General features: G+C 44.0%; 24 protein-coding genes and 1 other RNA gene. 11 read left to right on the forward strand and 14 right to left on the reverse strand.

Translation table 11 applies throughout. The features are described from left to right. Positions 1-92 precede the first annotated feature (92 nt). The 3 genes from ZOBGAL_RS14740 to uxuA are packed head-to-tail and all read left to right on the forward strand — an operon-like array spanning position 93 to position 3,494. Positions 93-1,472 carry a putative oxidoreductase C-terminal domain-containing protein gene (locus ZOBGAL_RS14740; RefSeq protein ID WP_013994456.1) on the forward strand — a complete coding sequence of 460 codons (1,380 nt, stop codon included), beginning with the start codon at positions 93-95 and terminating at the stop codon, positions 1,470-1,472. A gap of 2 nt (positions 1,473-1,474) precedes the next feature. Further along, a complete protein-coding gene (locus tag ZOBGAL_RS14745) occupies positions 1,475-2,293 on the forward strand; it encodes an SDR family oxidoreductase (protein WP_013994457.1) in 819 nt (272 codons plus the stop codon). A gap of 1 nt (position 2,294) precedes the next feature. Continuing rightward, positions 2,295-3,494 carry a mannonate dehydratase gene (gene uxuA / locus ZOBGAL_RS14750; protein ID WP_013994458.1) on the forward strand — a complete coding sequence of 400 codons (1,200 nt, stop codon included), beginning with the start codon at positions 2,295-2,297 and terminating at the stop codon, positions 3,492-3,494. A 2-nt stretch (positions 3,495-3,496) separates the two neighbouring features. Here the strand turns inward: uxuA and ZOBGAL_RS14755 are convergent, their stop codons facing one another. Then, positions 3,497-3,925: a DUF4268 domain-containing protein gene (locus tag ZOBGAL_RS14755; RefSeq protein WP_013994459.1), complete on the reverse strand. Its 429-nt coding sequence runs from the start codon at positions 3,923-3,925 to the stop codon at positions 3,497-3,499. Between the two features lies 1 nt (position 3,926). Further along, positions 3,927-4,598: a ZIP family metal transporter gene (locus ZOBGAL_RS14760; RefSeq protein WP_013994460.1), complete on the reverse strand. Its 672-nt coding sequence runs from the start codon at positions 4,596-4,598 to the stop codon at positions 3,927-3,929. 205 nt (positions 4,599-4,803) lie between these two features. Here ZOBGAL_RS14760 and ZOBGAL_RS14765 point away from each other — a divergent pair, with 205 nt between their 5' ends. Next, on the forward strand, positions 4,804-5,976 hold the full coding sequence (locus ZOBGAL_RS14765) for a THUMP domain-containing class I SAM-dependent RNA methyltransferase (protein WP_046287519.1): 1,173 nt from the start codon (positions 4,804-4,806) through the stop codon (positions 5,974-5,976). Between the two features lie 27 nt (positions 5,977-6,003). On the opposite strand, the gene ZOBGAL_RS14770 is transcribed toward ZOBGAL_RS14765, so the two are convergent. From ZOBGAL_RS14770 to rlmD, 3 genes are read right to left on the reverse strand one after another with little or no spacing between them, the layout of a single operon-like run. Next, complete coding sequence (locus ZOBGAL_RS14770) at positions 6,004-6,831, reverse strand: DUF6048 family protein (protein ID WP_013994462.1); 828 nt, start codon at positions 6,829-6,831, stop codon at positions 6,004-6,006. Continuing rightward, positions 6,812-7,300, reverse strand: coding sequence for a DUF6452 family protein (locus ZOBGAL_RS14775; protein WP_013994463.1), 489 nt, complete (start codon positions 7,298-7,300; stop codon positions 6,812-6,814). Before ZOBGAL_RS14775 ends, ZOBGAL_RS14770 begins: the two co-directional genes overlap by 20 nt. 4 nt (positions 7,301-7,304) lie before the next feature. Then, positions 7,305-8,714, reverse strand: coding sequence for a 23S rRNA (uracil(1939)-C(5))-methyltransferase RlmD (gene rlmD, locus ZOBGAL_RS14780; protein WP_046287520.1), 1,410 nt, complete (start codon positions 8,712-8,714; stop codon positions 7,305-7,307). 338 nt (positions 8,715-9,052) lie between these two features. Between rlmD and rocD the strand changes: the two genes are divergently transcribed. Beyond that, the gene (gene rocD, locus ZOBGAL_RS14785) at positions 9,053-10,297 is read left to right on the forward strand and encodes an ornithine--oxo-acid transaminase (protein WP_013994465.1); all 1,245 of its coding nucleotides are present in this window, start codon (positions 9,053-9,055) and stop codon (positions 10,295-10,297) included. Positions 10,298-10,350: 53 nt separating this feature from the next. Here the strand turns inward: rocD and ZOBGAL_RS14790 are convergent, their stop codons facing one another. Genes ZOBGAL_RS14790 through ZOBGAL_RS14800 form a run of 3 tightly spaced genes read right to left on the reverse strand, consistent with a single transcriptional unit; the run spans position 10,351 to position 11,310 of the window. After that, positions 10,351-10,662 (reverse strand): CCC motif membrane protein, encoded by a 312-nt coding sequence (locus ZOBGAL_RS14790; protein ID WP_013994466.1) that lies wholly within the window; start codon positions 10,660-10,662, stop codon positions 10,351-10,353. 3 nt (positions 10,663-10,665) lie between these two features. Then, entirely contained in the window at positions 10,666-10,995 is a 330-nt protein-coding gene (locus tag ZOBGAL_RS14795) for a CCC motif membrane protein (protein WP_013994467.1), read from the reverse strand. Positions 10,996-10,998: 3 nt separating this feature from the next. Beyond that, a complete protein-coding gene (locus ZOBGAL_RS14800; RefSeq protein ID WP_013994468.1) occupies positions 10,999-11,310 on the reverse strand; it encodes a DUF2752 domain-containing protein in 312 nt (103 codons plus the stop codon). A 62-nt stretch (positions 11,311-11,372) separates the two neighbouring features. On the opposite strand from ZOBGAL_RS14800, the gene ZOBGAL_RS14805 reads away from it, so the two are divergent. Then, the gene (locus tag ZOBGAL_RS14805) at positions 11,373-11,918 is read left to right on the forward strand and encodes a Smr/MutS family protein (RefSeq protein ID WP_013994469.1); all 546 of its coding nucleotides are present in this window, start codon (positions 11,373-11,375) and stop codon (positions 11,916-11,918) included. Here ZOBGAL_RS14805 and ZOBGAL_RS23710 read toward each other — a convergent pair. Further along, positions 11,915-12,928, reverse strand: a complete 1,014-nt coding sequence (locus tag ZOBGAL_RS23710; protein ID WP_013994470.1) for a hypothetical protein — start codon at positions 12,926-12,928, stop codon at positions 11,915-11,917. The two genes, ZOBGAL_RS14805 and ZOBGAL_RS23710, sit on opposite strands and share 4 nt — an antisense overlap. Before the next feature lie 102 nt (positions 12,929-13,030). Here ZOBGAL_RS23710 and ZOBGAL_RS14815 point away from each other — a divergent pair, with 102 nt between their 5' ends. After that, positions 13,031-14,179: a cysteine desulfurase family protein gene (locus tag ZOBGAL_RS14815; protein ID WP_013994471.1), complete on the forward strand. Its 1,149-nt coding sequence runs from the start codon at positions 13,031-13,033 to the stop codon at positions 14,177-14,179. A gap of 31 nt (positions 14,180-14,210) precedes the next feature. Here the strand turns inward: ZOBGAL_RS14815 and ZOBGAL_RS14820 are convergent, their stop codons facing one another. From ZOBGAL_RS14820 to ZOBGAL_RS14830, 3 genes are all read right to left on the reverse strand, one after another. Beyond that, a complete protein-coding gene (locus ZOBGAL_RS14820) occupies positions 14,211-14,864 on the reverse strand; it encodes a hypothetical protein (RefSeq protein ID WP_013994472.1) in 654 nt (217 codons plus the stop codon). An 11-nt stretch (positions 14,865-14,875) separates the two neighbouring features. Next, positions 14,876-17,290 (reverse strand): TonB-dependent receptor, encoded by a 2,415-nt coding sequence (locus ZOBGAL_RS14825; RefSeq protein ID WP_046287521.1) that lies wholly within the window; start codon positions 17,288-17,290, stop codon positions 14,876-14,878. A 61-nt stretch (positions 17,291-17,351) separates the two neighbouring features. After that, on the reverse strand, positions 17,352-19,043 hold the full coding sequence (locus ZOBGAL_RS14830; protein ID WP_013994474.1) for a M23 family metallopeptidase: 1,692 nt from the start codon (positions 19,041-19,043) through the stop codon (positions 17,352-17,354). A gap of 193 nt (positions 19,044-19,236) precedes the next feature. Here ZOBGAL_RS14830 and ZOBGAL_RS14835 point away from each other — a divergent pair, with 193 nt between their 5' ends. The 4 genes from ZOBGAL_RS14835 to rny all read left to right on the forward strand — a co-directional run bounded on the left by ZOBGAL_RS14835 (position 19,237) and on the right by rny (position 21,699). After that, the gene (locus ZOBGAL_RS14835; protein WP_013994475.1) at positions 19,237-19,527 is read left to right on the forward strand and encodes a hypothetical protein; all 291 of its coding nucleotides are present in this window, start codon (positions 19,237-19,239) and stop codon (positions 19,525-19,527) included. Between the two features lie 15 nt (positions 19,528-19,542). After that, complete coding sequence (locus ZOBGAL_RS14840) at positions 19,543-19,839, forward strand: cell division protein ZapA (RefSeq protein WP_013994476.1); 297 nt, start codon at positions 19,543-19,545, stop codon at positions 19,837-19,839. 57 nt (positions 19,840-19,896) lie between these two features. Then, a non-coding RNA gene (ssrS, locus tag ZOBGAL_RS23155) (6S RNA) lies at positions 19,897-20,007 on the forward strand. A 123-nt stretch (positions 20,008-20,130) separates the two neighbouring features. Then, positions 20,131-21,699, forward strand: a complete 1,569-nt coding sequence (gene rny / locus ZOBGAL_RS14845; protein WP_013994477.1) for a ribonuclease Y — start codon at positions 20,131-20,133, stop codon at positions 21,697-21,699. A gap of 74 nt (positions 21,700-21,773) precedes the next feature. Here rny and ZOBGAL_RS14850 read toward each other — a convergent pair whose 3' ends face one another. Further along, positions 21,774-23,255 carry a sulfatase-like hydrolase/transferase gene (locus ZOBGAL_RS14850; protein ID WP_046287960.1) on the reverse strand — a complete coding sequence of 494 codons (1,482 nt, stop codon included), beginning with the start codon at positions 23,253-23,255 and terminating at the stop codon, positions 21,774-21,776. A 53-nt stretch (positions 23,256-23,308) separates the two neighbouring features. Further along, the gene (locus tag ZOBGAL_RS14855; RefSeq protein ID WP_013994479.1) at positions 23,309-24,943 is read right to left on the reverse strand and encodes a sulfatase; all 1,635 of its coding nucleotides are present in this window, start codon (positions 24,941-24,943) and stop codon (positions 23,309-23,311) included. Between the last annotated feature and the right edge of the window lie 26 nt (positions 24,944-24,969).

The raw sequence follows: 24,969 nt of genomic DNA on the forward strand, positions 1-24,969 counted from the left end.
GCTTTTTAAACAATTTCAACGTTTTTATTCAATAGAAAGAAAAAGACGCCTGAACCGGTTTTTGGTCTAGGGCGATACAAACAGGTGATTACATGAAAAATAAAATCGCATTTTTACTTTTACTGCTCAGCATCGCATGTGGCGAAAAAAAAACGGATACTAAAATGGTCGAAGCAAAGACAACGAACAGGGTGAAATTAATGACTTTAGATCCCGGTCATTTTCATGCTGCCTTGGTCCAGAAAAAAATGTACCCCCAAGTTGATTCCACGATTTATCTTTTTGCCCCCGATGGTCTTGAAGTAAAAGATTTTTTGAACAAGATAAACAGTTATAATTCTCGCGAAGAGTCACCCACGGCCTGGAAAGTCGAAAAATACTTAGGCGATGACTATCTCGAAAAAATGATCGCCGATAAACCGGGTAATGTTATGATCGTTGCCGGTAAGAACAGTAAAAAAATAGATTACGTACTTGAGGCGGTAAAGGCAGGATTGAACGTGTATGCCGATAAGCCTTTGGTTATTAATCCTGAGGGATTCAAAAAACTGCAACAGGCTTTTGATATCGCAGAGAAGAACGGGGTGTTGATCTACGATATTATGACCGAACGTTTCGAGTCTACCACATTAATGCAAAAAACTTTTTCCGCATTGCCCGATGTTTTCGGGGAATTAGTGGACGGTACGCCCGAAGAACCGGCTATTAGTAAGGAAAGTGTGCATCACTTTTTTAAGTATGTTTCCGGCCAGCCCCTAGTGCGTCCGGCTTGGTTTTTTGACGTAAACGAAGAGGGGGAAGGCATCGTTGATGTTACGACCCACTTGGTAGATTTGGTACAATGGGAAGCTTTCCCTAATCAAATTATAGATACCAATAATATTGAAATGGTAAAGGCCAAACGTTGGCCTACCGTACTTACCACCGACGAATTCCAGAAAGTCACAGGCCTTGATGGCTATCCTGAGTATTTAAAAAAGGATATAAAGGATGATAAACTGAATGTGTTCTGTAATGGTGAAATGGTCTATAAAATCAATGGCAAACATGCCAAGGTATCGGTAATCTGGAACTATCAAGCACCTGAAGGCACGGGCGATACGCATTATAGTATCATGCGGGGCACCAAAAGCGACCTGATCATCAAACAAGGAAAGGAAGAGGGCTACAAACCTACCTTGTACGTCGTACCCCATCAAAAAGACGGATTTGAAGAGGTGTTGAACAAGGCCATCGCCGATAAGATAACAAGGCAGTTTCAAGGTACGACCATGGAGAGAATGGAAGACGGTAGCTATAAAATCAATATTCCCGATACTTTTAAAATCGGACATGAAGCCCATTTTGGCCAGGTTACCGAAAACTATTTGAAGTATATGGAAGCCGGGGAACTGCCTCAATGGGAAGTGCCCAACATGATCAGTAAATACTATACGACCACCAAGGCCTACGAATTGGCCAAGAAAAACTAGATATGACCGACCTTTTTGATTTAAAAGAAAAAACAATAGCCCTGTCCGGGGGCACTGGGGTCTTAGGGGGGTCCATAGCGGAATACCTTATACAAAATGGGGCCAAAGTAATTCTCTTGGGGCGGTCGGTTGAAAAATTAGACGCCAAACGTAAAGCCTTAAACGCCATTTCAGAAGGTAGTACCGCGGCTTATGTTGTGGATGTGATGGAGGAAAATGAACTGGTGCTTTTACGAAAGAAGATAAAGGAAGCCCATGGCAAGATCGATGGTTTGATCAATTTGGCCGGGGGGAATTTGCCCGGTGCCACCATGCAACCAGATCAGACAATTTTTGACATCTCACTGGAAGACACCAAAGAAGTGGTAAACCTCAATCTCTTTGGTAGTGTACTCCCCACAATTGTAATGAGCCAATTAATGGCGGAGCAGGGCTATGGTTCCATTATCAATATATCCTCCATGGCATCGAAGCAGTCTATAACTAGGGTCTTGGGCTATTCCATGGCCAAAGCGGGCATTGATATATTTACCAAATGGATGGCCGAAGAACTGGCTGCTAAATTCAATGATAAAATTAGGGTGAATGCCATAGCTCCTGGTTTTTTTATAGGAAATCAAAACAGAAAGATTTTGATCAACGAAGATGGTTCCTATACGGAGCGAAGCAAAAAAATACTGGCGAAAACCCCTATGAACCGATTTGGGGATGCGTCGGAACTCAATGGAATGGTGCATTACCTTTTGAGTGAAGCTTCCTCCTTTGTAACGGGAACCGTGTATGATGTAGACGGTGGTTTCAATTCATTTACCGGAGTTTGATATGGACTACCTAAAGAAGACTTACCGATGGTTCGGGCCCGATTTTGGGGTGACCTTGGGCGATATAGCACAATTGGGTGCCGAAGGTATCGTTACGGCTTGCCACAGTATACCTACGGGTGAGGTGTGGTCCGTAGAGGCCATTGCCGACGTAAAGAATCAAATCGTGCGGCATGGTATGGAATGGTCGGTGGTAGAGAGCGTTAACATCCACAATGCCATTAAATACGGCCTTCCGGAAAGGGATATGTATATAGGGAACTATATTCAAACCTTGAAGAACCTGGCGCAGCACAATATTTATACAATTTGCTATAATTTTATGCCGCTTATAGATTGGACGCGTACCGATCTCGATTACCAATTGCCCAACGGAACATCAAGTTTACGTTATGACCCAATTGCCATTGCGGCCTTTGATCTCTATATCTTAAAAAGAAAGAATGCAGCTGAAGTATATGGGGCGAGTGTGGTAGGTCAGGCGGAAGCGTATTTTAAAAGCTTGTCCGCCCAAGAAAAACAGGCACTGGAAAATGCTATTCTTGCGGGTATACCCGGAAGCAAAGAAGCTATTCAAATGTCCGCTTTCAAGGAGAATTTGGCAAGGGTAAGCCAAATTTCAAAAAGCGGGCTTCAAGAGAATTTGACCTACTTCCTTAAAGCCATATTGCCAGAGGCGGAAAAGTTGGGTATCCATATGGCCATTCACCCCGATGACCCCCCCTTTTCGGTTTTCGGGATTCCAAGAATAACTTCGACTTACGAGGATTTTAAGTCTATTCGCGATTGTTACCCCTCACTGCATAACGGTTTTACCTTTTGTTCGGGTTCCTTAGGTGCTTCGCCTAATAACGATTTGGTGAAGGTCATTGAAGATTTTGGCGATCGTATTCATTTTATCCATTTAAGGAATGTACAATTGAGCCCGAGTGGCGCGTTTTACGAAGCCGAGCATCTCAATGGTTCGGTGATGATGGATGAGGTAATGGAAGCCCTTATAAAAGAGCAGTTGAAACGGGAAGGCTCCGGTAGAACCGATGTGGCCATTCCGCTACGGCCCGACCACGGTCATGTATTGTTGGATGATAAAAAACGGCAGGGTGATTTTTACCCGGGCTATTCACTTATCGGAAGGGCATTGGGCATGGCCCAACTTACGGGCTTGGAGAAGGGACTTCGTCTCCGTATGAAGCTTTCTTGAGCCTATTCGATAATTTCCCTGAAGTCTTGAAAGAACAGTTCTATTCGTGCCATGTGTTGGCTTAGAAAGATCATGGTTTCTTGCCAAGTGTTCTTGTTGTGGATCGACACGTTTTCCAAGGTGACGTATATTCTTGAAATTTCTTTTCCGTTCGATAGAAAAAAGGCTTCATCGAAAACAGCGTCGGGAAGGTATTCTTCGGATTGGAGTAGGGATTGCAGGGATTGAAATTTCTCCCAAAGGGTGATACGCCTTTCTAGGTCATCGGTTTCGATATCTATGGAAACCATGGCTTTTTTCAGATCGAAATGAAATTTAAAGGCGAGGCCTTTCACCTTGGTGTTGTACAATATCCATTTTCTGGGATACGATTTCCCAAAGGCGATCCAGAAGTCTTCCCGTAATTTTTTTGATTCCGCTTTGCTGAACATCCTATAGAAAATATGCGATTGCAATGCCGAAAATAATAGCGATTATCTTGCGAAGATTGAAGGTGTGGCCCTCAGAACTTTCAAAGAGTATAACCGTGGAAATATGCAAGAACACACCTATGACCAGTGCATTGATATAGGCGAAGTAGGTCGTGGCCCATTCCGCGTGGTCGGCGATATAACTGCCCAAGGGGGTCATCAATGAAAATATGGTAATAAAGAAAAAGGCCTTGGGCAAGGGTATTTTTGAATTGAGTAAGAAGATGCTTAGAATTACGGCAATAGGTACTTTGTGAATCAATATCCCATAAAGGATGGTGTCGTGGTCGTGTATAGGAAATCCCTCTAGAAACGAATGAAGGCAGAGACTGCCGAACAATAACCATGGGAACAACTCTTTCTCGGCATCTAGATGAACATGGCCGTGTTCGGCCCCTTTGGAAAAGAACTCCAAAAAAATCTGGAACAAAATCCCCAGCATAACAAATAGGCCCACATCTTTAGGGTTGCCATACTCGTACACCGACGGAAACAGTTCGAACAAGGTCAAGGCCAGCAAAAACGCGCCACTAAAGGCAAGAAGTAGCTTAAAATGACTTCGGTTCGTGGGTTTTACGATGTAAACAAAGGCAAAACTCAGTAGAACGGCAAAAATGGGTAAGGCGTAATTCATTAACGGAAAATCATTTTTATCGAGGCTCTTAGTCTTAGAATTGTGGTACTAATTACACTGACGAAACCAACTTTTTTTAATTTTCTGAAATACGATTTTTATCCTTCCGATAACGAAAGGGCGAACGGCATTTTAGAAAGCAGAGGGCGGGTTCGTATTTCTCCGGCTAAAATACTGTATTTTTGCGGCAACTTTAGAATAAGACATGGGTAAAAATTTTAAAATGGTCGCCAAGACCCTCTTTGGTTTCGAAGAGATTTTGGCCAAGGAAATCCGTAACCTCGGTGGCGGCAATGTAGTAGAAGGGGTAAGAAACGTAGCTTTCGAAGGCGACACCGGCTTTATGTACAAGGCCAATCTATGTTTGCGTACGGCTATAAAGATCATTAAACCTATTCATTCTTTTTCGGTTCGTAACGAAAATGAACTTTATAAAAAGATCTATGCAATGGATTGGGCCGAGTACCTTTCGGTCGATACCACCTTTGCTATAGACTCTACGGTCAATTCCGATAACTTTACACATTCACTCTACGTGTCGCAAAAGGTTAAAGATGCGATTGTAGATAAGTTTAGGGATATGGACGGCAGTCGACCCAATGTTGATGTCAAGTTTCCTGATGTACGGATCAACATTCACATCCATAACGAGCATTGTAATGTGTCTTTAGATAGCTCGGGAAGGTCTTTGCACCAAAGGGGTTATCGTACCGCTACCAATATAGCACCGATCAACGAAGTGTTGGCGGCAGGTCTTTTACTCATGAGTGGATGGGACGGGCAATGCGATTTTCTAGACCCCATGTGTGGTAGTGGTACCATGCTTACCGAGGCGGCTATGATCGCCTGTAACATTCCGGTAAATATCAATAGAAAGGAATTTGCCTTTGAAAAATGGCATGATTTTGATCAAGACCTGTTCGACAAGATCGTTGAGGTAAGCTTGAACAAGGTTCGCGAATTCCACTATAAGATTGTCGGTTACGATAAGGCGCCATCGGCGGTCCGTAAGGCCATTGATAATGTAGAGAATGCCAACCTCTCTGAATATATAAGCATCGAACGAAAGAATTTTTTCGATACGGAAAAGTTCACCGAAGGTAAATTGCACATGGTTTTCAATCCTCCTTATGGAGAGCGATTGAGCTTAGATATGGAAGATTTTTACGCTTCTATAGGTGATACCTTAAAGCAAAAATATCCCGGTACTGAAGCTTGGTTCATCACCTCCAATATGGAGGCCCTCAAATATGTAGGATTACGCCCCTCACGAAAAATAAAGGTATTCAACAGCCACCTTGAGTCACGCTTGGTAAAGTATGTCATGTACGAAGGCAGTAAGAAGGCCAAGTATATGAACAAGAATAAGGAAGAGTAGGGCAGGGCTTCCCTACAATGCTTAAAACTATTGTCTTTTCGGACGTTCCTTGGCTTCGGGCTTCGGCTCAGGTTCGGGCTGTACCTCTTTCTTTTTTGGCTCGTTCTTCTTTTTGTAGAGCGGGATCAGGTAACTAATGGAGTAATTATAGCCTACGCCAAAACGACTGCCATCGGTAACTTTGTTGAAGCCGGGTATAAAAAGGTCATCAAGCTCGTTTTCGGGGCGTTTGTTGGTTATTAAGATGCCTAGGCGGGCACTCGCCCCAAAAAAGAGGTTTCGCAATACTTCAGCCTTGAGGCCAACAACAAACTCCAACCAAGACTTATTGCGGCCTTCGTATTTGCCAAGGGCATCGGTGCCAACGGCAAAATCGTCAGGGTTCCAATAACGGTTGGTGTCAAAAATCTTATAAGCGTTCAATTCTTGGCTAAACGTACTGAAAGCGTAACGCCCGCCAATGTATATCATGTTTTGTTCACCGTACCAATTGCCATAGGTGTTATAGTCTATCCCTAGTTTGATGTAACTACCCGATGTGGTAAAGTTGTACAGGTCGCCATCTTCACTATCGACCAATGCGCCGAGGGGGGTGCCTATCGTTTTTTTCTCATTCCCTAGTTCAGCGGCCAAATAAAGGTTTTGGGTAAGTCGGTAATCCCCGACCAATTCGAGTCCCGTATAATTGTCTTCGAAAAAGGAAACCACAAGCCTGCTCAAGTCGGCTCCGACCCTAAGGCCGTAACGTTGCTTGTAGACCGTGGTGTCTTTTTTGTTCAGGTCTATAGGCTCGCTCTGTGAGGATCCCACAGCGATAACCAAAAGAAAAAAGAGACTAGTGAAATATCTTAACATGGGCAGAAGCTGTGTTTTCAATAAGTGCGTTATCTACATCTATGGTCTGGATCCAGACCGAGTCGTCTTGTTTTACGGTTACGGTTAAGTTCTCGAAATTGGCGATGTAGCCACAGGCCCGAGATTTGTACAGTTCCGTTACATCGTAATTAAAGGTTAGGGTATCTACATTGATGTCATCGATGCTAAGCTGTCGTGAAAGGGCAAAGGACGTATTGTCGGCATCGACGCGCAAGGGCAAGACAATGGAGTCTAAAGCCACATTGGCTATGGTGTCTTTTCCACCAGAGGGCAAAATACCCCAGACAATAAGGTTTTGTACATCCTTGAATTCCGTGGGGTTTAAGACATCGTAAAAACGAATGACCAGTTGGGGCGTATCATAATCGGTACAGATGTCGTCTTTTTCGCAGGCGGAAAAAGAAAGAATACCCAATAGGATGATAAAAATTATTTTGAATCTGTTCATAAAGCTATAGCTTTTTCAAAAGTACGATATTTTCAACATGATGTGTTTGCGGAAACATATCTACCGGTTGTACTTTTATTACTTGGTAAGTATCTTTCATTAAGGCTAGGTCGCGGGCTTGCGTAGCACTATTACAACTGACGTAAACTACTTTATCAGGAGCTATGTTCAAGATCTGTTGAACCACATCTTTATGCATCCCGTCCCTTGGGGGGTCGGTAATGATAACGTCGGGCGTACCGTTGGCCTCTATGAATTCTTGGTTGAAGACATTCTTCATATCGCCCACAAAGAAGTCTACATTGTCGATTTCGTTACGTTCGGCATTGGCCTTTGCATCGGCGATAGCTTCGGGTACCGATTCTATTCCTACGACTTTCTTGGCCTTTTTGGCCACGAATTGGGCAATGGTTCCAGTGCCGGTATATAGGTCGTAAACGAGTTCGTCTCCCTTTAAATCGGCGAACTCACGGGTGAGTTTGTACAGTTCATAGGCCTGGGCCGAGTTCGTTTGGTAAAATGATTTCGCGTTGATTTTGAACTTCAGGCCTTCCATTTCCTCAAAAATATGGTCACGACCGGAGAAGCAGACAATTTCTTGATCGTAAATGGTATCGTTCTGTTTTTGGTTGATTACATACAAAAGCGAAGTAATTTCGGGAAAAGTTGCTTTGAGGTGGTTCAACAGAAGTTCACGTTTTGCTTTGTCGTCTTCGTAAAACTGTATCATGACCATTAGTTCCCCTGTCGAGGCCGTGCGTATCATAAGGGTGCGCAATTGCCCGTGCTGATTCCTCGGGTTGAAAAATGTGAGTCCGTTTTTAATGGCAAAATCACGGGTCTCCAATCGAATGGCATTGGAGGGATCTTGCTGTAGGTGACATTTTTTTATGTCTAGGATCTTGTCCCACATTCCGGGAATGTGAAATCCGAGCGCGTTCTTGTCCGTAAAATTATTGTCCGATTGTATTTCCTTAAGGGTAAGCCAGCGGCTATCTGAAAAGGAAAACTCCATCTTGTTACGGTAGAAATACTGCTCTTTTGAACCCGATATAGGTGTAATTTCGGGTAGTTCTAAATGTCCGATCCGTCTTAGGTTGTTTTCTACTTCCTTTTGTTTGTAGAAAAGTTGGTGCTCATAGCCCATATTTTGCCATTTGCATCCCCCGCAAACCCCAAAATGTTCACATTGCGGTTCTACACGTTTGTCGGAAAAGTTGTGAAAAGTGGTAGCGACACCTTCAAAGTAAGCCTTGCGCTTTTTTGTGGTCTGTACGTCTACAATGTCCCCAGGTACGGCGTTGGTCAAAAAAATAACCCTTCCGTCGGGCGCTTTACCAATAGTTTTTCCTTTTGCACCGGCATCTACAACCTCTACGTTTTCGAATACCTGTCGCTTGTTCTTTCTTCGCATGCCGCAAAAGTAAGCATCCCGATGCATTTATTATAACTATCGTTACGATCGGACTTATTAAAAATAGTTAAATATGACTTTTGTCTTGTCCGTACCGTATAAATCAGGTCCGTAGGGGAGGCTAGATTAGTGGGGATAAAGACTTAATGCAGGTGTAAAGACTTGATAAGGAAACATTTGGTCGCTTTTTACAAGGTTCTTTTTAAAACTGCCAACTAATTTTGTTAAGTTTGCAGCTCTACAAGGATGATTTCTCTCCTACGCTGAATTTTCGAATCTTCGAAAGGAAAAAGGTATAGAAGGAATTACTGAAGTTTTATTTAAAAGTAATTTTTATCATGTCAGTTTTAGAAAAAATCACTTCTGAAGGTGCTATTGCATTGGAGGATAAGTACGGAGCACACAACTATCACCCATTGCCAGTGGTACTCACTAAGGGAGAAGGGGTTTATGTTTGGGATGTTGAAGGGAAAAAATATTATGATTTCCTTTCGGCCTACTCCGCAGTAAACCAGGGGCATTGCCACCCGAAAATTGTCAAGGCCATGACCGATCAGGCGCATACCTTGACCCTTACCTCAAGGGCGTTTTACAACGATATGCTCGGAAAGTATGAAAAGTATGCCACGGAAACTTTCGGCTTTGACAAGTTGTTGCCTATGAACACAGGTGCCGAGGCCGTTGAGACCGCATTGAAAGTGTGCCGAAAGTGGGCCTATGAGAAAAAAGGCTTGAACGAGAACGAGGCACAGATCGTTGTTTGTGAAAACAATTTTCATGGAAGAACCACCACAATCATTTCGTTTTCGAACGACCCGGTGGCCCGTAAGAATTTCGGACCCTATACGGCCGGATTTATTAAAATAGAATATGATAACCTAGAGGCTTTGGCCGAGGTGCTTGAACAAAACCATAACATAGCTGGTTTTTTGGTCGAGCCTATTCAAGGGGAGGCGGGAGTATACGTTCCTTCTGAAGGTTATTTAAGGAAAGCCAAGGCATTGTGCGAAAAGCACAACGTACTTTTTATAGCCGATGAGGTCCAGACCGGAATAGCCCGAACAGGTAAGATGCTGGCAGTAGACCATGAGAACGTAAAGCCTGATATCTTGATATTGGGAAAAGCGCTTTCTGGAGGAGCTTACCCCGTTTCCGCTGTTTTGGCCAACGATGAAGTTATGGGGGTGATCAAACCTGGAAACCACGGCAGTACTTTTGGCGGGAACCCTATTGCTGCGGCCGTGGCCATTGCGGCATTAGAGGTAGTCAAAAATGAGGAGTTGGCGCAAAATGCCGAGACACTCGGACTACTGTTCAGGGATGAGTTGAACAAATTTATACCGAACTGCAATGTGGTGAACGGCGTAAGGGGTAAAGGGTTGTTGAATGCAATTCTTATCAATGATACGGAAGACAGTTCGACCGCATGGGATATTTGTATGGCCCTAAAGGAAAACGGACTTTTGGCCAAACCTACCCATGGCAACATTATTCGCTTTGCACCGCCCCTGGTAATGAACAGGGAGCAACTGTTAGATTGCGTTGAGATCATAACAACAACATTGAAACGGTTCGAGAAATAAAAAAAAGCCTGAAACTAAGTTTCAGGCTTTTTTTGTACATCTATCTTTCGGGTTTAGAAATCGCCGTTTGTGGCGGCCGCTACAATAATGGCGGCAATGGCGCCAAAGTATATAATGGCTATTAGCAGGTAAATGGCTGCTAAGATCAAGCCTACATATGATAGGGTCTTTCCGGTCTTTACGTTTTCGATTCCCGTGTACTGACCATTACTTTGGTCATAGGTTCGCTGTGCGGTTTTCGCGTTAGACAGGCCTATAAAGCTGAAAATAGCGCCAAAGGGTCCGCAGCAAAGAAGCGTCAATACTATGGAAAGAATTCCAAAAGTTAAGGCGTTACTAGCGCCCGGTAGGGTTTGTTGTGTCATTTCTTATCCAAAAAGTTCTTCCATTTTTTCACGTATCATTTCAGGGTCTTGCATATCTTCAAACCCGAAGAAAGCAATCATACCTATGGTCATCATTAGATAAAGAACGCTGAGTACGATACCGATAATAGCAAGAATTTTTCCCGTTTTTACGTTGCCGTAATCCGTATAGTTTTCTGGGTTTTCCTGATAGATGGAGGTGGCTTTGTTCGCTAAGACCAAGGCAACGATACCGAATATAAGACCAAGAATACCATAACAGCAACAGGTGACTATCGAAAGAATTCCGAATACAAGAATTAAAGTAGCATTGGGTAATTTGTGTTGTTCCATTTTTTAGTGGGTTAGGTGAGTCATTTTAAGAATATAGTTAACTATAATAATAGAGCCGCTTAGTATACCAAGGGCCATTTTTATATGGGTGTCAAAACGAAATCGGATAAATTGACTTGCAAAGGCGAACATTACAAGTGGTATAAGGGTGAAAATTGCCGGATACATATCAAAGGCCGCACTGAAATCCCCCTTAAAAAAAAGTACAATGGAACGCTGAAGACCACAGCCCGGACAGTCGATGCCGAAGAGCTTTTTGTTCAGGCAGGGTAGCATATAATCTTCAAGAGTCAATAAAAAAGTAGCTAACTGCATTTTTACGGTTTAGCAATTCTATCACGAAAATTACCATTATTTTTGTGGATACAAAACAAATTATGGCCGTTTTTCAAATAGGGGATAAGGTTGAGACTATAGATGATGTCATCTCGGGTAGGGTTACTAAGCTTTCCGGGGCTACGGTAACTATTGAAACCAATGACGGGTTTGAGCTCGATTTTGAGGCGAACGAGCTGGTTCGGATCGATACGGGGGATATCCGGGTCAGCAATTACGAGATAAGCCAGGTGAAGGCCGAAAAAGAACTTCCGAAGAAAAGAAGAACCCAAGTCTTAAAGCCCAAAGAACGCAACGCCCCCAAGATGGAAGTGGATCTGCACATTCATCAGTTGACAAAGTCAAGCAAGGGCATGAGCAATTATGATATGCTGAACCTTCAGTTGGATGCGGCCAGACGTCAGTTGGAATTCGCTATGAGAAAGCGGATCCAAAAAGTGGTATTCATTCACGGGGTAGGGGAAGGCGTGCTCAAAGAAGAGCTCTATTACCTTTTTAGACGCTACGACAATGTAAAATACTACGATGCCGATTACCAAAAATACGGCCTGGGCGCTACCGAGGTCTATATTTACCAGAATACTTAGTCGGCTACCGTTGTATAGGTGCCCAGCACAAAGTTGTCGATGGCCGATAGCGTTACATCGGCGACATCTTCACCGTCACCTTTTAGGACAAGTAGTAAATTGTTGATCGAAATAGTGTGCGTATAGGTAATGGCACCAGTTCCATCCGCGGCGTTTGCAACGGTCTCAACACTAATGGCTCCGCTCGAAGACGTAAAATCAAAACTTATGATATCTTCTGAAAGCGCTGCGTCGGTGCAGATCATGTCATCGGTTACTATAGTGTTTAATACGGTGTACTTGAACGCTCCGTTTTCCAAGGTCGAGGTTCGGGGTTCTCCTGCCGTGGTGGCCGCATTGGCTATGGTTGTGAGCGGTATATCCAAGGAAACGTATTCGTCGTTTATCTTTTTGTACAACCTTAGGCTACCGTCTACAAAGGCATTTTCGCATTCGGAAAAATCGGCAATGGCTTCATAATTTGAAAACGGCACATCAAGTCTGGCACTTATTGGTGTGGTCGTCTTAAAGGTTCCGTAGGTCATGGTCGACGAATCGGTTATGCTTTCGTTTTGCTCGTTGGCCAAGGAAAGGCCGGTAATGGAAATGGTGTGCGCATAGGTCTTGGTATCTTTTGAGACCGTACTCACATGCGTTTCTATGTCGATATCACCTGCCGTTGCCGTGTTTTCTTTGGTTACGGATGGTTCTAGTGCGGGTATGGTAGAACAGAAATAATCTTTGGAAACGTCATCGTCGAATAGCCTGTAAATGAGGCTTGATGCCGAAGGTAAACTCGATTGAAGCTCATCGGCCTCAGAAGTCTCGTTTTTGAGTAGGCCACTGGCCAAGTTGAGCAATAGGGCCTCGTCACCGTCTATTTTAAAGAAAAACGTGGTTTCCAGCGGATCGTCAAGGTCTCCGCACGTCTGAACATCTACAGCGTCAAAATCTACCCGTTCAATTTGTAGATCGCCATCGTCACAGGCGCATAAAAGGGTCAGTATACCTAAAAGTAGCGTTTTCTTCATGTGCCAAATTTAATGGAAATAAAGGACAAGTTTATTGGGAATTAGGGAGAAATTAACTTTAATTCCGCTAATTTTGACCGCTCTTAATTGAATTTTTAGGTGATGAAAAAGGTTTATTTAGATAATGCGGCCACTACTCAAGTACGGGAAAATGTAATCGCAAAGATGCAAGATGCCTTGGCCAATTTTTACGGCAATCCTTCTTCTACCCATAGTTTTGGCCGTTCGGCAAAGACAGCGGTAGAGAGTGCCAGAAAAACGATTGCGAAATATATGAACGCCCATCCTTCGGAAATTATTTTTACTTCTGGGGGGACCGAGGCCGATAACATGATTTTACGCTGTGCCGTTCGCGACCTGAAAGTAGAAACGATCATTACTTCTAAAATAGAACACCATGCCGTACTTCATACGGTTGAAGACTTGGCGAGTGAAAAGGGTATCAAGGTTTTGTATGTTGATCTTGACGTATTCGGCAACCCCGACCTTTTGCATCTGGAAAGCTTGTTGAAGCAAGACGATTCTAAAAAGTTGGTGAGTTTAATGCATGTAAACAATGAAATTGGCAATAAGATCGATATTGCAGCGGTTTGTGAACTTTGTCATTCCCACGGGGCGCTTTTTCATTCGGATACGGTGCAGTCTATCGGACACTATCTCTGGGATGTAAAAGCCGTTCCGGTCGATTTTCTTACGGCCGCGGCCCATAAATTCCATGGTCCAAAAGGAATAGGGTTTGCCTATATCAAGAAGAATTCAGGACTCAAACCTATGATAGCGGGCGGTGCGCAAGAGCGTGGTTACCGCGCGGGAACCGAGTCGTTTCACAATATTGTAGGGCTCGAAATGGCCTTTGTGGAGGCATACGATAATCTAGAGGCCGAGACGGCTTATGTTACCGAACTGAAATCTTACTTTATTGATCGAATGAAGGAGGAGATTCCTGATGTAAAATTTAACGGTCATTCGGGCGACTTGGAAAAAAGCACCTTTACCTTGGTGAATGCCTGCTTGCCCATAGATTCACAGAAAGCGTTGATGCTTTTGTTCCATTTGGATATGAAGGGGATAGCGTGTTCAAAAGGAAGTGCTTGCCAATCGGGAAGCGACCTAGGGTCACACGTGCTTGCCGAGATTCTGTCGGAAGACGATTTTAGGAAGCCTTCGCTACGGTTTTCTTTTTCAAAATACAACACCAAAGAAGAATTGGACTATACCGTTCAGGTGCTCAAGGAGTTCGTGGAAAAATAAAAACTCCCTTTTCTAGAGGGAGTTTCAATGTTTATTTTTGCTTTCGGTCTTTTCGTTTTTCCCGGTCGTACGGAAACTTACGCGCCGCGAGTTTCATCATACGGTCGATAAGGTCGGTCGTATTTTTCCCTGATTTTTTATTGATTTTCTTTTCGTATTTCCAGAGAAGCTTTCCGGTATTGCCATCGCTAATTTTTACACCGATACGGCCATAGTCTGCATTTCCCGAGAAATAATCCATAAAGCTGAACTCCGTAGGTATACCTTTTGAAAGCAGTACGTTGAGGTCCATATTTCCACTAATGATGCCATCTACCCCCAAAATTTCACTGAGCTGTTTGGTGGTGTATACGTCAATGTTATTGTAATCTATATTGTTTTGGGCCAGTATGGCATTGGTATTCTTTACGTCTTGAAACTCTACCGAGAATTTCTTTTTCTTTTTGCGCCTTGAAAAATAGGTCTCTAGGGCGTTCTGTACGGCGTAGCCTTCCTTTTGTTCTAGGGTGCTTAATTCTTCCTTTGAAATATCGTCCTTTAACTCAAGATTCGCCAAAAAGGGAATGATGGCCAAAACTTGGTGGCTGTCGCTCAGGTCATCAAATTTGTCACTTTCGTATATATTCTTTTGAGCGTTGGCAAGAACAGTGGTCAATAGTAGTACGGCAAAAAAAATCTTCTTCATCAGTTTGTCTTCTAAAAGCGCATGCGGAGCTTTAGGTTCAGCACACGACTTGTCATGAAATTAGGAACGGCAAATTGTTGTTTGCTGTCAACATCCCGGACCCATGTATTTGTAATTGAATTTTGATTGTTGAACAAATTAAAAATCTCAACGCCAGCGCTCAGTTCTTTAAACCGGTGCAACCAGTGGTTTTTTTGATAGGTTCTGTTTCCGCCTACAAAAATATGCGAAATTCCCAAATCGGCACGCTTATAATCGCGTAATCTGGTGTTGTAGAGATATGGGTCGGAATAATTTGGCGAACCATCGGGTACGCCAGTGTTGTATACCAGGTTGAGGTACATTTTGAAATTGGGGAATTCGGGGATGTAATCTTGAAAGAGAATACCGAATTTCAATCGCTGGTCCGAAGGTCTGGCTATATATCCGCGGTCGTTACTGTTTTCCTCTGTTTTTAAAAAGCCGATGCTTACCCAAGATTCGGTGCCGGGTACAAAGGCCCCGTTTAACCTTAGATCGGCGCCATATGCATAGGCCTCGGCATCGGTATTGGCCGCGTAGCGTATACGAACGTCTTCTAGGGTGTAGGTGTTGACGTGGTTCAATTTTTTATAATAGACCTCGCTTATGAGGGTAAAGGGGCGCTGCCAAAGGTTGAACGAATATTCGTTGCCTCCCACAATATGAAGTGATTCTTGAGCCTTTACATTGGGGTTGACCGTGCCCGTTCGGTCACGGAGTTCTCGGTAAAACGGGGGTTGGTGGTATAGGCCGCCGGAAAGCCGAAAAAGCATATCCCTTTTCCAATCGGGTTTTAAGGATATTTGGGCACGTGGACTCACGACGGTCTGTGACGAACTTGAAATTTCTGCCCCGGAAACCGTCCAATGTTGGGCCCGTAGCCCAAGATTGTAATGCAGGGCGTGTGATGCTAGGTCTAATCGGTCGCTAAATTGCACATATCCTGAAAAACGGTCGGTCTTTACAAAATTTCTGGCGTTTACCCCTGAATAGGCCTCGAGGGGGGCTTCAAAGGGGGTTTCGGGCTGATCGTTGATGAATTCGGCTCTTGGCGGACGAACGAAATACCCCGCAGAATCGATAAACTCCGATTCCCGCAATTGGTCGCGAATATCTTCATGGGTGTATTTGATGCCCCATTCCAATAATTGGTTTTTCCTTGTAAAGCTTCCTTTATACGATAGGTTGAATATCAGGGCGTCAAGCTCGTTCCTGGCGCGCTTATACTGACTGCCTACGCCTCGTATGTCGGTAGGGGCGCCAAAGGAATCGCTAAAGGGGTCGGTGTTGACGTTGCCTAGATAGTATTGGGCGATGACATCGGAATATTCTTCTTCCGTGGTATGGTAGAGCGAGGCTATTAATTTCATCGTAACATCCTCGTTCACGAAATAATTGGCCTTTAAGGCGCCAAGGATGGTGTTATAGCGATTGTGCTCTTCTCCTTGATAATAGATTTGAAGCGATTTGGGCTCGGCTATTGTTCCAAAATTCGTTTGCCTGTCACGCGGTTCGTTTTGATAATCGTTGATTGAAACGTTGCCCAAAAAATCGAGGTGGAACTTTCTTGAAAACTGGTAGGTCGTAAAGGTCTGGAAATCGGCAAAAGTGGGGTTGAAGTTGGTGTTGATATCTTGACTGTTGACGAATAGGCTGTTGTTCCGATAGCGGATACCGTTGATGGTGCTCAGTTTTTTGTCTTTGGAAACGGCTTCGGCCGTTGCGCTGGCCCCTAAAAAGCTAAGGTCGAGCTGGGCACCGTTCTCGGAGGGCTTTTTGTAGGTGATGTCCAATACGGAAGACAGTTTGTCGCCGTACTTGGCCTGAAAACCCCCAGAGGAAAAACGTATGTTACGAACCATTTCGCTGTTGATAAAGCTCATACCTTCCTGTTGGGCAGCGCGTACTAAAAACGGTCGGTAAACTTCTATTTCGTTTACATAGACCAAGTTTTCATCGTAATTGCCGCCACGTACGTTGTACTGGGTACTCAGTTCATTGCTCGAAGACACTCCGGGCAGTAGTTTTAGAATGTTCTCCACACCGGCATTGGCACCGGGTATGTTGTGGGCCATATCCTGACTTACCGTAGTCACCCCTTCAATGTTTCTTTTGCCCGTAGGCGAAACGGTGACACCGGCAATTTGTATAATATCCGATCGTAATACCGGACTGAACTCATAGGTTTCGTTGGTGTTGAGAACAAGGTCGCGCAATACCACGTTTTTATGGCCTATATGTGAAAAGGTCAGGGTTATGGGCTCGTCGGCGGTTACTTGAAGCGAATAATATCCGTTTTGGTCTGAAATAGTGCCTTTGCTTGCTGTGCTGATATTTACCTCCTCTAAGGGCTCGTTGGCCTTATTGAACACGATACCGGTCACGGTAGCGGTTTGGGCGCTCATACTAAGGGTAGCACCTAGGAACGCAAGAAGGAGAATAAGTTTAGGGCACTTCAAAAAGGTGTCATTTTCTATAGAAAGTACTGGTAAAGGTATTGGTGTTACCCACATTATCGGTTACGGTAACTTCAAGGTGACATTCTTTTTCGTTAAGGATGACATCGTCGAAATTATAGGTAATCGTGTTGGTTTTAGGCTCGTATTCCATTAAGATCCATTTACCGTTCAAGGTGGCCGAATAGGTGTCTATACCACTGAGGTCATCGGTAATGCGCAGACTAAGATAATGGTAATTGTTCAGCCATTGTTTTTCCTTGAAATTCTTTGGTCGGATCTTTGGGGCCACCGTGTCTTTGGCCAAGGTATAGGTGCCAAGGTAGCGCGTGCGCGTTGTAAAGGTATTTCCCCGTTTGTACGTAGAGGTATGTGATGGACGCAATCTACTGTCAAGTCGGGCAATGAACATTTGTTTTTTTTCGGCTTCGCTGTATTTTGAGACATCGAAGGTTATGGTGAAATTACGGTGTGCCGGTACACGGTTGTTGTGTATGGTTACCGTATCTTCGCCCTTCTTCAGGTCGATATAGAAATTGTCGTAAAAGGTATTTGCGGGAAAGTAGACCTTGGCGCCCCCTAAATCGTAATTGTTCGGCTTTTTGGCAATGACGTAGTTTTCTGTTTTTTCTTCGTCTTTGTCGATTTTTGTAGGCTCGGTTTTTCCCTCTATCGGAATGATGGCCTTGGTTTCATTGCCGGCGTAATCTTTTATCAATAGCTCGACCTTGTAGCTCAATCCTTCCTTGACTTCTATTTTTCCATCGTTCTCAAGCTTGTTGTAAATGCTCAGGCGGTTACCCGGGGCCTTGTACAAGCGTTGTATGCGTTGACGGTATTTTCCGTAATGGTAGTAATCGATCAGGGTGTTGATATATCGGGTTTCCCCGAAAGAGAACGATTCGAAGTCGTAGTCGGTATATACTTTTCCGTTGACAAGCTGCTGAACCGAATAAACGCCATTGTGGTTGGCCGCAAGATCTTGTCTGTCATATCCTACAAAGCCCAAGCCAATGGTTCCTGTGGCACTGACCGGGTCGGCCAGAAAAGTACCGTCTTGCTGTCGGGTAAAATTAATGGCCGTGGTATTTTTGTTTTGGTTGATCTGTGCGTCATCCGATAAGGGAAAACCATAGAGTTTCAATAAGGTAGGGTTGGTTGCGTCCCTTACATCAAACCCGTAAAGTAAAGGGTTTGTCGGCTTTTCGGAAATACTGCTTCGAATTTCAAAATGGAGGTGGGGTCCTGAAGAACCTCCGGTATTTCCGCCATAGGCGATGATTTCACCTTTTTTGACCTTTATCTCGGCATAATCGGGAAAATCCTCTACTTCGTACGCTTGTTTCTTGTATTGTAGTTTTTTTACAAATTCCTGAATCTTAGGGGCAAATTTCTGTAGGTGCCCATAAACCGAGGTGTATCCGTTCGGATGGGCTATATAGAGTACCTTTCCGTAGCCCCAAAGGGAAACCTTGATGCGGGTTACGCTGCCGTCGGCAACCGCATAAATGGGTAAGCCCTCGCGTTGCTGGGTCTTGATGTCTATACCTGAATGGAAATGGTTCGAGCGCAACTCCCCAAAGGTACCGGCGAGTACCATGGGTATATCAATGGGCGAACGGAACGCATCTTGTGGATACTTTTCCTGGGAAAAGCCAAAAACAGAAAATAAAAATGAAAGACCGACAAAAAGTTTTCTCATAGTTCTTTAGAAAGAGATACGAAATTAGCCAAACGATTTGAATTCTTGAAAATATAGAGGACCAAAAATATCGTTAGGTGTTTCAACAACGTTTTTTAAGGCGTTAAAGTATTACTTTAAGAATAATTGAAAAAAGTATTGCTAGGTAAGGGCAGGTATGTTAACTTTGTGTAAAATGCATTGCGTTTGATTTATGAGTGAATTGGTCAAAGTTGTCGACTCTTTAGAGAATAAAATAAGCAAGCTTTTGCATAAGTTGGAGGTGCTGAACCAAGCCAATGCCAAATTGCAGGAAGAGATTGCCGTACTGAAGGAAGATAAAGACCACGTGTTGAATTCGGTTTCCGTTTGGGAAGAAAAATACAACTCGTTGAAACTTGCAAACTCAATGCTTGGCAGTAATACAAATAAAACTGAAGCTAAGCTTAAAATAAACACATTGATCAGGGAGTTGGACTATTGTATAGCACAACTTTCGGAATAATGTTCAAAAGATAAAATGTCAGAAAAGCTAAAAATAAAGCTTTCTATTGCCGATAGGGTGTACCCTTTGACCATTGATCCAAGCCAAGAAGAAGGCTTGCGAAAGGCGGCGAAGAACATCGAGCAATTGGCGAAAAAGTTTGAACAGAGTTATGCCGTAAGAGACAAGCAAGATGTATTGGCCATGTGTGCCCTGCAATTTGCCTCTAAAATTGAGCAACGCGGTATCGATCAATCGGAAGGGACCCAAAATGCGACCGAACGCCTTAAAGCGTTGGACGAATTGATAACTTCAAAGCTTGGCGTCAAATAAAAAACGTTCTTTAAAATAACATAAGTTACTGCCCACATTGGTATTACCTTTTGACAAACTCAACATTAATTTTGTTTAAAAAGGGTGAGTTTAGATTGTAAAAGCAGGCCCTACCCGTATAGGGATCCTTGATCAGTCTTGTAGCCCTAAACCTGTTTATTGGAGTTTGTACAAAACTTCGCTAATGTGGGCTTTTTTTATGAATTGGTTTGAGCGCCCAGGGTCGGTACCCCCTATTTTTTACGTACCACTTTGAACGCTTAGGTCGATTCGAACCTAAATATTTGATATATGGATAGTGCAACACTTATAATAGCCGGTATTATCGGCCTTGCAATTGGCTTCGCCATTGCAAAATTTATGGAAAAGGGCAAAGCCTCAAAAACCCTTTTAAACGCCAAGAACGAGGCTAACTCTATAATTAATGCGGCCAAAGTAGAAGGTGAGAACATTAAAAAAGATAAAATCTTTCAGGCCAAGGAGAAGTTCTTGGAACTTAAGGCCGAGCATGAAAAGGTAATTATCAGCAAGGACAAAAAAATCGGGGAAGCCGAAAAACGTACACGTGACAAAGAGTCGCAAGTAAGTAACGAGTTGGCCCGAAGCAAGAAATTGAACAGTCAGCTCGATAGTAAATTGAAGGAAGTCGCCCATAAGGAGGAGTATCTTGAAAAGAAACAAAGCGAACTGGAAAAGCTTCATAAGAACCAAGTACAACAGCTAGAGGTTATTTCAGGACTTTCGGCCGATGATGCCAAAGGGCAGTTGATGGAATCGTTGAAGGAAACGGCAAAGACCGATGCTATGGCCTATATTCAAACTACTGTGGAAGAGGCCAAATTAACCGCACAGCAAGAGGCTAAGAAAATCGTGATCAATACCATACAACGTATCGGTACGGAAGAGGCCGTAGAGAATTGCGTTTCGGTTTTCAACCTTGAATCCGACGATGTAAAAGGTAGGATTATCGGTAGGGAAGGACGAAACATTCGTGCTCTCGAATCGGCTACTGGTGTTGAAATTATTGTAGACGATACACCGGAAGCTATTATTCTTTCTTGTTTTGATTCGGTCCGTCGTGAAGTCGCACGCCTTTCGTTGCACAAATTGGTAACGGACGGCAGGATACATCCGGCACGAATCGAGGAAATCGTTAAAAAGACAGAGAAGCAGATCGAACAAGAAATCGTTGAGGTCGGTAAACGTACCGTAATCGATTTGGGTATTCATGGGCTGCACCCTGAATTGGTCCGCGCTATAGGTCGAATGAAATACCGTTCGTCTTACGGACAAAACCTATTGCAACACTCTAGGGAGGTTGCCAAATTATGTGGTGTGATGGCCGCCGAACTTGGGTTGAACCCCAAATTGGCAAAACGTGCCGGACTTTTACATGATATAGGTAAAGTACCGAATACCGAAGCGGAAGTAGAAACCCCGCATGCTATTTTAGGGATGCAGTGGGCTGAGAAATATGGCGAAAAGCCTGATGTCTGCAACGCTATAGGGGCTCACCATGATGAAATTGAAATGAAGACGCTTATTGCGCCCATCGTTCAGGTCTGTGATGCTATTAGCGGTGCAAGGCCAGGAGCTCGTAGACAGGTGTTGGATTCTTACATTCAACGTTTAAAAGACCTTGAGGAAGTGGCCTTCAGTTTTGGCGGGGTTCAAAAAGCCTACGCTATTCAAGCGGGTCGTGAACTAAGGGTAATTGTCGAAAGCGAAAAGGTGAACGACGAAAAAGCGGCACAGTTGTCTTTTGAGATTTCACAGAAAATACAGACCGATATGACCTATCCGGGTCAGGTAAAGGTCACCGTAATTCGGGAAACCCGTTCGGTAAACGTAGCAAAGTAACATACCGTATACTTTATAATAAACAAAAAGGGCCCCGTACATACGGGGCCCTTTTTATTTGGTACCTATAATTTTTATTTGTGATAAGGACTGTCGACTAGTTTGTCTACTTCAAAAGTAGCCTCATAATTCGGCATTTGGCCGCTCTCCCAGAGTTCCTTGTCCTTCACCGAATAAACCCACAGGGGTTTTACAAAGCTTTTGGTCCACTCTTGGGTCTTTGCTATCATTTCCTTTAGGCGGTCGGGGTATCGGCCTGCTAGGTTTTTCTTTTCGCCTATATCTTGGGTGATATTATGTAGACGCCAAGGTTCGTTGCCCATACGTGTAATTTTCCAATCGCCCATTCGGGCGCCCACATCGTTATAGCCCTCGCGATAGCGCAATGAATAGATCATTTCATCTTTATAGGGTTCGGTGTTTTTCAAGACATCGTCCATGATATTTTTACCGTCAAGTTGCTTTCCTTTCGGAAGTTTTGCTTCGGCAAGGCCTGTGAAGGTAGGGTAGAGGTCAAGGGAGGAAACAGGAAAATCGAAACGCTGGTCTTTTTTGATTTTTTTAGGCCAATGAAAGAACATGGGCACACGATAGCCACCCTCCCAAGTATCTCCTTTGGTACCTTTTAGGGGATAATTGTTCGCACCGTGATTAAAATTCCCTCCGTTATCGCTTAAAAACACAATAAGGGTGTTGTCAAATTGCTTGGTTTCTTTTAAGGTCTGAACAATTTTGCCGACACCACGGTCTACGGCATATACCATTGCGGCATAGGTTCTTCGGTCTTTATCCTTTATATGGGCGAACTTGGCCACGTCCTCGGCCTTGGCCTGAAGCGGAACGTGGGGGGCGTTGTAGGCTAGATATATAAAGAAGGGTTGTTTTTTTGCCGCGGCAATTTTGATGTTTTTGATGGCTTCCCGTGAAAAACCATCCGTTATGTATTCGGTTTCGTTGGCGGGCTTCCCGTTGTGTTCCATGGGAAAGACATAGTCCCTGATATTTGGGTTGCCGGCTTTCTTTTGCGCTTTATAGGTCTTTTGGTACTCGGAAGGAAAATAGTCATGTCCTCCTCCTAAAAAACCATAAAAATCGTCGAATCCTCTTTTGTTGGGGTGGAATTTCGGGGCGGCTCCTAAGTGCCACTTACCGATGGCGCTTGTATAGTAACCTGCGTTTTGAAGTACTTTGGACATATAGGTCTCTTCAACGGGAACGCCCATATTGTCTTTGTCATCTTCACTACTATTGTGGAAAAGGTTGTAGGCCGTACCGGTGAGGTGTGGATATCGTCCGGTTAAAATGGCGGAGCGACTAGGGCCACAGAAGGGGTGGGCCACATAGGCCGATGTGAAAATGCTACCGTTTTGCGCCAAGTTGTCCAGTTCGGGCGTAAGGATATCCGTAGAACCGTTAAAACCAACGTCGGCATAACCGAGGTCGTCACATAAGACCACAAGGATGTTCGGACGTGTTTCTTGCGCCAGTCCGATGTTCGCAACCGACAGGACGGCAGCGTATAGAAATAGTTTAAAATGATTAAAGTGAATTGCCATAACTATAAATTTTAATGTTGATATTTTTTTAAAATGATGTTTTTCTTTTTTCATTAGTTTAGGGAATGTTGCTCTTTTTCTTTTTTGAATTGGGCCATTAGACGTGCTACAAGTTGAGGATTACTAGAGGCGATGTTTACCGTTTCCCCGGGATCCTTTTTGTGGTCGTAAAGTTCAAAATAAAGGGGTGACGCTTGCGTTAGTGTACGGTCTTTCCAGACAATAAAACGATATTGGTCGGTTCGCATGGCGTACCCCATTATCTTGTTTTCAAACAGGTTTCGGTCCCATTTCTCTTTTTGTTGTGCTTTGATCTTTAATTCGACCTCCTCGAGTAAGGGGCCGAAGTAGGTTTCCCGCATGGCGGGCCGCAATGGGTATGAGCCCCATTCCCGTAAGGCGGGTGAGGGAAATTGACTGAATACCGCTGTTTTCCAATCTTGTTCAGGGTGTTTTAAAAGGGGGGCAAAACTTTGCCCTTCTAAGTGTACCGGTTTTTCAATTCCGGCGAGTTCGCAAAGGGTAGGGTACATATCGATCAATTCTACCAGTGCTTCCGTTTGGACACCTCTATTGCTGTCGGGCATATCAGGGGTCCATATCATCAGTGGTACCCTTGTAGCAATTTCATAATTGGTGGCCTTGCCCCAAATACCCATATCGCCTAAATGCCAACCGTGGTCGCTCCAAACGATGATGATGGTATTATCGCGTATGCCGGCCTCTTCCAAGGCTTGTATGGCACGGCCGATCTGGGCATCTACATAGCTGATACAAGCTAGGTAGGCGTGTTTTAAGGTTCGGGCAAGTTCAGGGGGTAATTTTCCTGTTTTGGGTATGCCTGAACGGACCCGTAATTCAAATGAGGGGTGAAGCCCCATGGCGGCCCCATCTTTTGGCGGAGTACTGTCAGAGGCCATGGGAATCTTGCTTTCATCGTATAAATCCCAATACTTTTTAGGGGCTACCCAATTGAGATGAGGTTTGTGAAAACCGAGTCCTAAAAAGAAGGGTTGGTCACTCTTTTTGGCCATCTTCTTTATATCGGCAATGGCTAAGTCGGTATTATAGCCGTCGGCGTAGGTATTATCGGGAACCTTGGCAGATTCGTACGCGGGCCCCATGGCTAAACCATATTTGGCCACATCACCATACTTTGAGAACATTTCCTTTCGGGTTTCTTCTCGTAATTGTTGGTTTTCAGGAAGGGCGAAACCCACTACCGATTTGGGTTGTGGGCCCGGTACGCGACTCCATGATAAAGAATCGTCCAAATCGCCATGATGGAAAATTTTTCCGTAATACACCGATTCGTACCCATTGTTTTTGAAGTGTTGGGGCAAGGTAACAATATCGGGATGCAGCTCCCGTATTTTTAGATAATTATGGAAAATACCACTGGTCTCTGGCCTCAGTCCCGTAAGAACACTGGCCCGAGAAGGACCGCAGATGGCTTGTTGACAATAGGCCCTGTTGAATTGCAAGCCTTCACTTGCGAGCTTGTCTAAATTAGGGCTCCGGGCTATTTCCGAACCATACGACCCTAGTTCGGGCCTAAGGTCGTCTATGGCTATAAACAGAATATTCGGTTTTTTGCTTTCTTTTTTAGGGATACTGTTTTGTGCCGAGCTGCAGCCTACCGCTTGTCCGAGCAGAAAAAGAATACCGATAAATTTTGATAGGCTCATCTCTTTCAATCTTTTAGATTTTCATT

The organism is Zobellia galactanivorans, assembly GCF_000973105.1.
Lineage (GTDB): Bacteria > Bacteroidota > Bacteroidia > Flavobacteriales > Flavobacteriaceae > Zobellia > Zobellia galactanivorans.